This window comes from Micromonospora sp. KC207, from assembly GCF_004348615.1.
In the GTDB taxonomy this organism is placed as follows: domain Bacteria; phylum Actinomycetota; class Actinomycetes; order Mycobacteriales; family Micromonosporaceae; genus Micromonospora.
In genome coordinates this window covers 1-7373 of sequence record NZ_SMKJ01000318.1, presented here as the reverse complement: position 1 = coordinate 7373, position 7373 = coordinate 1, and the positions used below count along the sequence as shown (strand labels likewise).

8 protein-coding genes are annotated in these 7373 nt (G+C 74.6%); all 8 read left to right on the top strand.

The window, feature by feature from the left end:
• The first annotated feature begins 632 nt into the window (after positions 1 to 632).
• The 8 genes from E1258_RS27820 (at position 633) to E1258_RS27785 (ending at position 7265) form a co-directional block, all read left to right on the top strand.
• On the top strand, positions 633 to 1175 hold the full coding sequence (locus E1258_RS27820) for a hypothetical protein (RefSeq protein WP_243715734.1): 543 nt from the start codon (positions 633 to 635) through the stop codon (positions 1173 to 1175).
• A complete protein-coding gene (locus E1258_RS27815) occupies positions 1169 to 2128 on the top strand; it encodes a hypothetical protein (RefSeq protein WP_371688695.1) in 960 nt (319 codons plus the stop codon). The genes E1258_RS27820 and E1258_RS27815 overlap by 7 nt, the downstream gene beginning before the upstream one ends.
• Complete coding sequence (locus E1258_RS27810; protein WP_132406337.1) at positions 2125 to 2784, top strand: SAF domain-containing protein; 660 nt, start codon at positions 2125 to 2127, stop codon at positions 2782 to 2784. Before E1258_RS27815 ends, E1258_RS27810 begins: the two co-directional genes overlap by 4 nt.
• A 2-nt stretch (positions 2785 to 2786) precedes the next feature.
• Positions 2787 to 3587, top strand: coding sequence for a ParA family protein (locus tag E1258_RS27805; protein ID WP_132406335.1), 801 nt, complete (start codon positions 2787 to 2789; stop codon positions 3585 to 3587).
• Positions 3577 to 5184 (top strand): CpaF family protein, encoded by a 1608-nt coding sequence (locus E1258_RS27800; protein ID WP_132406333.1) that lies wholly within the window; start codon positions 3577 to 3579, stop codon positions 5182 to 5184. Before E1258_RS27805 ends, E1258_RS27800 begins: the two co-directional genes overlap by 11 nt.
• Positions 5133 to 6086 carry a type II secretion system F family protein gene (locus E1258_RS27795; protein ID WP_371688696.1) on the top strand — a complete coding sequence of 318 codons (954 nt, stop codon included), beginning with the start codon at positions 5133 to 5135 and terminating at the stop codon, positions 6084 to 6086. Before E1258_RS27800 ends, E1258_RS27795 begins: the two co-directional genes overlap by 52 nt.
• An 85-nt stretch (positions 6087 to 6171) precedes the next feature.
• The gene (locus tag E1258_RS27790; protein ID WP_132406341.1) at positions 6172 to 7035 is read left to right on the top strand and encodes a type II secretion system F family protein; all 864 of its coding nucleotides are present in this window, start codon (positions 6172 to 6174) and stop codon (positions 7033 to 7035) included.
• 26 nt (positions 7036 to 7061) lie between these two features.
• Positions 7062 to 7265: a hypothetical protein gene (locus tag E1258_RS27785; protein ID WP_132406329.1), complete on the top strand. Its 204-nt coding sequence runs from the start codon at positions 7062 to 7064 to the stop codon at positions 7263 to 7265.
• The last annotated feature ends 108 nt before the right edge of the window (positions 7266 to 7373 follow it).

Sequence of the window (7373 nt, the reverse complement as noted above, 5' to 3'; positions counted from 1 at the left end):
GGACGGGCGGGGGCCGGAGCCGTTCCCTGGTCACGCCCGGCTCCGGGACTCGGGCACCCCTGGCCAGGTCGACACGCTGAGTAGTCCTCGGGTGGTCATGGTGTAGCGGATGGTGCGGAATCCGACCCCCACGCGATCCGCCGCACCGGCGGCCGGGCACAGCGCTCGATCGACGACGGCCCCCCGTCGACGGAAGAGCAATTCGGACCTATACCCCTGAAGCATCCCAGCACCTCGACCGAACGGGCCAGCAACTTTCGGCCCCTCGACACCGCGACGGGGGCCACCGTACGCCCGCGAGCGGCGACACGGGGGATCGATCCCCACCATCCGCGATCGCCACCATTCCTTACCGAGAGTATTGGAACGAATTGCCTCTGTTGCAGCACCAGGTGTCAGCTTATGCTCGCCCCTTAAGTACGGCGCAACCCCCAGCGTGGGGCGTCGGAGCCCGCAGAAGACGACGATGCACGACTCTTAGAAGATCAGCACAGGTAAATGCAGCGGCAACGCGAAAGGTCCGCTTGAGTTGATCCGGCCGCGTTGCCGCACGCCCGGAGACGGTGGGTGCGCCCCCGCCCGGTCGCCAGCGAGGAGGCGCGGCGTTGCGAACACGGCATCCCGGCCGATGGATGATCTTACTGGTCATGGTCCTGACCGCCGCGCCGACGGCCGCCTGCGGCACGGAGCCCGAGGCCACCGCACGCCCCCTCGCGGCAGCAGGGTCGAGCGCCGCCCCGACCCATTCCGCCGCCGAGGAACGGGCGGCCCGCGAGGCGGCGCTCGCCGCCTATTCCGGATATCTCGCAGCGTCCCAGGCGGCGAGCCGACGCAGCGATCCGCGCCACCCGGAACTGGTCAGATTCCTGGCCGATCCGTTGCTGACCAGGGTCCGACTGGTAATTCGCGATGCGAAGGAGCACGGTGCCGTGCGTACCGGAACGTTCGTCTCCGACCCCACCGTCACCTCGGTGAACCTAAACTCCGTCCCGGCCACCGTGGACATCCAGGACTGCCTGGACACCACCGGCTACCGGCTGGTCTACGCCAAGACCAAACGGGTGGTGCCCGGCTCGGGGGGCAGCCGGCACCTGGCCACCGCGACGGCCACCCGGTACCCGGACGGCCGCTGGCTGATCAGCTACGGCGCCGGCCACGAGGACCAGCCGTGCTGACCCGGCGGGGCCGCGGCGGTACGGGTCCCGCCACCCGGCCCGCGCGGCTGCTCGCCGCGATCGGCCTGGCCCTCCTGCTCGCCGTGGCGGCGGCCCCGCCCGCCGCCACCGTGACGGCGGCCCGGGAGGGCGGGATCGAGTGCCCCATCGGCCAGAACGACTGCGACGTCTGGGACGACGACCCGGGCACGCCGGGCAACCCGGGCAGTCCCGGCGGCGGGGATCCCGGCGACGGCGAGTCCGGCGGGGGCGGCAAGTGCCAGTGGAACGGCAAGGTCATCCCCTGCTACGACAACGTCCTCGGCTGGTTCAACAACGGCGACGGCTGCTACTACAAGCTGGCGGAGCCGCAGCCCGAGGGCACCCCCGAGGGCCAGCAGTGGTACGTGGCCACCTGCAACGGCGGCGACCTCGGCAGCCAGCGCCCCGTCCTGCTGGACGCCCCGCCGCCCGGCTACGGCACCCCGCCCGACCCGGAGGAGCTGGCCCGCCGGGCGCTCGCCTCGATCTCGCTGCTGCCGCCCCGGGTGGCCGTCGCCCCCCGCAAGGACGTCGGCCCCGGGCTGGTCGGCCTGCCGGTGTGGATGTGGGCGAGCCCGGGTCGGAACTACTTCGGCCCGCTGCGCGCCTCGGCCTCCGACCGGGGCCTGACGGTGAGCATCACCGCGACCGTCGACAAGATCGTGTGGGACATGGGCAACGGCGACAAGGTGTCCTGCGGCGACGTCCCCGGCACCCCGTACGACCCGAAGGGCCCCGACGCCGGCCGTCCCTCCCCCGACTGCGGCTACCACGGCGGATACGCGAAGGCCAGCACGTACGACGTCGGCGCCACCACCCACTGGACCGTCCGCTGGTCCGCCAGCAACGACGCCAGCGGCCAGATACCCCAGACCCGGACCAGCGGCACCGTCCAGATCCAGATCGACGAACTCCAGGTGGTGACGCGGTGAGTCTCGCTACGCGCAACGGGACCGGGCAACCGGTGGACGCTCCCGTCGCCCCGCCCCGGGTGGTCCGGCAGCGGCGCGTCCGGCCCGGCCTGCTCGGCCTCGCCGTGCTGCTGATCGCCCTCGGCGGCCTCGGCGCGGCGTTCGCGGTCACCTCCGTCCGGGCCACCGGCAGCTACCTGGCGGTCGCCCGCCCGGTCGAGGTGGGCCGGACGTTGGGCGCGGACGACCTGGTCACCGTGCAGGTTGCCGGCGGCCAGGGGCTGCGGCCGGTGCCGGCGGCGCAGCTCGACGACGTGGTCGGCATGCGGGCCGCCGTCGCCCTCACCCCGGGCACCCTGCTGACCCTCGGCCAGCTCACCGACGACCCGCTGCTCGGCCCCGGCCAGCAGCAACTCGCGCTCGACCTCGCCCCGGGCCGGGTGCCGGCGAAGCGGCTGCACCCCGGCGACCGGGTGCTGCTGGTCAGCACCCCGGACCGCAGCACGAACGGGCAGCCTGCCACCAGCACCCGGTTCGAGGCGACCGTGATCGACACGGCGACCCCCAGCACCAGCAGCGTGGTGGTCTACGTCGCGCTCACCGCCCGGGACGTGCCCGCCGTGGTAGCGCTCGCCGCCCAGAGCCGGATCGCGGTCGTGCTGACCCGGGCGGCCTGAGCATGGCGATCATCGCGCTGGTCTCGGCCAAGGGCTCGCCGGGCGTCACCGCGTCCGCCCTCGCCTGCGCCCTGACCTGGCACCGGCGGCTGATCCTCGCCGAGTGCGACCCGTCCGGCGGCTCGATCCTCGCCGGCTATCTGGGCGGGGCGCTGGACGGCCCCCGGGGCATCGGCGAGCTGGCCGTCGGGGAGCTGCGCGACGGCAGCCTGGAGACCGCGTTCTGGTCGCAACTGGTCGACCTGGACGCCCCGCGCCGGGAACGGCTGCTGCTGCCCGGCGTCGTGGACCCGGCCCAGGCCGGCAGCGTCGCCCCGCTCTGGCAGCGGTTCACCGACTTCTTCCTCGACCTGGAGCACGGCGACCCCCCGTACGACGTGCTGGTCGACTGCGGCCGGCTCCAGGTCGCCGGCCCGCCGTGGCCGATCCTGCGCGCCGCCGCCGTGGTCCTCCTGGTCACCCGGGCGCGGCTACCCGACCTCTCCGCCACCCAGGCCATGGTCCGGGCGATCGAGCGGGACTTCACCGAGCACCGGGTGTCGCAGGGCACGCTGCGGCTGCTGCCGGTCGGTGACGGCCACGGGCGGGGCGAGATCAGCAAGGCGCTGCGGCTGCCGGTGATCGCGCGGCTGCCGGACGACCCGCGTACCGCTGAGGTGCTGACCCTCGGTGGGACCGTGCGGGCCGGACGGCCGCTCATGCGCGCGGCCGGCGCCCTGGAGGTGCCGGTCCGGGCGCTGCTGGACCGCCGCCGGGCCAGGCTGGCCTGGCCGGTCACCCAGGGGGTGCCGGGTGCGGTTTGAGCCGGTTTCACACGACCCCCGGGTGGCGCGGCAGGCCGGCGCGACGTCGATCGCGCCGCCGCTGCCCGGCGCGCCGAACGGCGGCCATCCGCAGCCCGCGCCGAACGGCGGCCATGCGCAGCCCGCGCCGCACGGCGGTCACCAGCAGCCCGCGCCGCCGGTGGGGGCCGCGCCGCCGCCCGTCGCGCCAGTGCCGCCCCGGCCCCGGGTCGACTTCGCGGTGGTACGGGAGCTGCGTCGGGAGCTCAGCGAGCGGCTCACCCTGTGGCAGCGCGGCCGGGAGTTCGACGCCGACGCCGAAGACGTCGAGCGGGCCCGGCTCGCCGTCGCGGTGGTCGCCGAGTACGCCGACGCGGTCCGCCGGGCCGGCACCCCGATGGCCGCCGGGGAGGAGCGGCTGCTGCTCGACCAGGTGACCGCCGAGCTGGTCGGCCTGGGGCGGCTCCAGACGCTGCTGGTCGACGGCACCATCGAGGAGGTGCACATCCTCGGCTGCGACCAGGTGCGCATCACCCGGCACGGCGGCGGGGTCGACTGGGCCGAACCGATCGCCGACAGCGACGACGAGCTGGTGGAGATCCTCCAGGCTGCGGCGCGGCGGGCCGGGGCTACCGAGCGGTCGCTGTCCACCTCGAAGCCGACCCTGGACCTGCAACTTCCCGACGGCAGCCGGCTGGCCGCAGTGTTCCTGGTCAGCCACCGCCCGTACGCGGTGATCCGCAAGCACAACACCCTCGAGGTGAGTCTCGACGACATCGCCGGTGGCCGGGGCGACCTGGACGAGATGATCGACCCGCTGCTACGCGACTTCCTCCGGGCGTCCATGCGGGCCGGGCTGAACATCATGGTCGCGGGGCTGGCCGGGGCGGGGAAGACCACCGTCATCCGGGCGTTGATGGACGAGATCCCGGCCGACGAGCCGTACGTGCTGCTGGAGGAGAGCCGGGAGCTGCTGCCCACCCGCCGGGGGCACAAGCACCGGGCGGTGATGAGCTTCGAGGCCCGGGAGGGGCACGGCGAGCGCGGGCTGGACGGCCGGCCGGCCGGCGAGGTGAGCATCGCCGACCTGATCCCCGTCTCGCTGCGGATGGGCGTGCTGCGGATCATCGTCGGCGAGGTGCGGTCCCGGGAGATCGTGCCGATGCTCCAGGCCATGACCACCAGCCGGGGGTCGATGTGCACCATCCACGCCCGTTCCCCGGGCGGGGTGGGCGAGCGGATCGTCGAGCTGGCGCTCTCCCACGGCCGGGAGATGACCGTCGACCAGGCCCGCCGGATGGCCGGCAACGCCCTCGACCTGATCGTCTACGTCACCGTGGAGGACGAGACCGCGATCGGCGGACGCAAGCACCGCTTCGTCTCCCACGTGGAGGAGGTCATCGGCGTCGGCGAGGGCAGCCGGATCACCACCACCACCGTCTTCGGCCCCGGCCCGGACGGCCGGGCCGTCCCCCGGCACCTGCCGGAGCGCGTCCGCGACCAGTTGCTGCGGGTGGGCTACGACGCCCGGCTGCTGGGCCGCTGGATCGAGGCCGGCGCCGGGGCCTGGCGGCGGCCCCGGCACACCCGGCTCGGCGCGAGGGCGGTGGCCCGGTGACCGCGAACATCGAGCTGGTGGCCGTGGTCTCCGGCGCGGCGTGCGTGGCCGGCCTGGTGCTGGCCGTCGTGGCGATGGTCGGCACCACCCGGCCGGCCGGCCCGGCACCGGGCACGGGGCCCGGCGGAGGGCTGAGCCGGCTCTGGCTCGGCTCCGGCACGCCCCGTCAGCGGCGCAACCATCAGGTCCTGCTCGGCGGGGCGGTGCTGGCCGGCGCGGTGGCGTTCCTGCTCACCGGGCTGCCGGTGGTCGGCCTGCTGGTCGCCGTGGCGGTGCCCGGCGCGCCGTGGCTGTTCTCCGTGGGCGGGGCCGAGCAGCAGGCCATCGCCCGCATCGAGGCGGTCGGGGAGTGGACCCGCCGGCTCAAGGACGTCTCGTCCACCGGCCAGGGCCTCCAGCAGGCCATCCTCGGCACGCTCGCCACCGCCCCCGAGGAGATCGAGGAGGAGGTACGGCTGCTCGCCGCCCGCCTCCAGGCCGGCTGGCTCGCGAAGTCCGCGCTGCTCGCGTTCGCCGACGAGATCGGTGACCCGGTGTGCGATCAGGTGGTGGCGGCGCTGATCCTGCACCTGTCCGACCGCGGCGAGCGGCTCGGTGACGTGCTCGGCTCGATCGCGGGAGCCGCCGCCGCCGAGGTCGCCACCCGGCGGGAGATCGAGGCGAAGCGTACCCAGCCGCGCTTCGCGGTCCGCTTCCTCACCGGGATGACCCTGCTGACCCTGGCGTACGGACTGGTCAACACCGACTACATCCGCCCGTACGGCACGCCGTTCGGGCAGCTCGTGATGCTCGTGCTCGGCTCGGCGTTCGTCGCGCTGCTGGCCTGGGTGCGGGCGATGAGCCAGCCGCCCCGGCCGGCGCGTTTCCTGCCCGCCCCCAACCTGTCGGAGGTGATCGGGTGAACGTGGGGAGTGCGTCATCGAGCTTCCCGGCTGGTCCCGGCGGGCCCGCACACCGGCGGGCTGAGGACGGAGGGCGGCACCGGTGATCCTCAACTGGCACCTGACCCTGGCCGTCGGCGGCGGCGCGGCGGTGGGACTCGGGCTGTTCCTGCTGGTCCGGGAGGCGCTGCCGGCCGCACCCGCGCTCGGCCCCGCCCTGCGCCGGCTGCACCAGCCGCCGGGCACCGGCCGGGCCGCCACGGGGCGCAGGCTCGACTGGATCGGCGGGTTCGCCCGCTGGCTGAGCCCGCCGCACCGGCAGCTCGCCCTGCTCGAACGCACCCCCGAGCAGTACGCCCTGTCCGTGCTGCTCTCCGCCCTGGTGGGGCTGGTGACCCCGGCCTTCGTCGGCGCGGTGCTCTTCCTCGGCGGCGTGTCCGTGCCGCTGACCGTGCCGCTGGTGGGCAGCATCGGCATGGCGTTCGTCGCCGCCCTGGTGGCGCACCGCAGCGTGCTGGCCCGGGCCGACGCCGCCCGGGACGAGTTCCGCCAGGCGGTCTGCACCTACCTGGATCTGGTGGCGTTGCAGCTCTCGGCCGCGCACGGCCCGGTGCAGGCCCTGGAGCGGGCCGCCGCGGTCTGCGACGGCTGGGTCTTCGACCGGATCCGGGAGTCGCTGCGGATCGCCCAGATGCAGATGCACTCGCCCTGGGACGAGCTGCGCGAGCTGGCCGACCGGATCGGCATCCCGGAGCTGGGCGACGTCGGGGCGATCATGCGCTCGTCCGGCAGCGAGGGCGCGCAGGTGCACGAGACGCTGCGCAGCCGGGCCGACTCCCTGCGCGACCAGATCCGCACCGACAATTTGGCCCGCGCCGAGGCGGTCACCAGCCGGCTGGACATCCCGGGCTCCCTGCTGGTCTTCGTGCTGCTCGGCTTCGCCGTCTACCCCTTCATCGCCCGGTTGTGAACCCCTCCCCTTCGAAGGAGCACGTCATGCACCTCATCGCCTACCTGCACGTCGCGCTGACGACACGGCTGGCCGAGCTGCGCCGCGACGGCGAGCGCGGCGACAGCCCCGTCCCCACCGCGGTGATCATCTTTGGGCTGGTCGCCGTGGCGATCGCCGTCACCGGGTTCGCCCTGACCAAAGCCAGCGACTGGATGGAAGCCATCCCGGGCCCCGACGAAGCGGAGTGATGGACCGCCCCGCGCGCGTGGACCGGAGCCGGTCGGCACCCGCCGATCGGCCCGCCAGCCTGCGCCGCCCGGGGCGGCCCCGCGCCGGCGTACGGCTCGGCCAGGGGG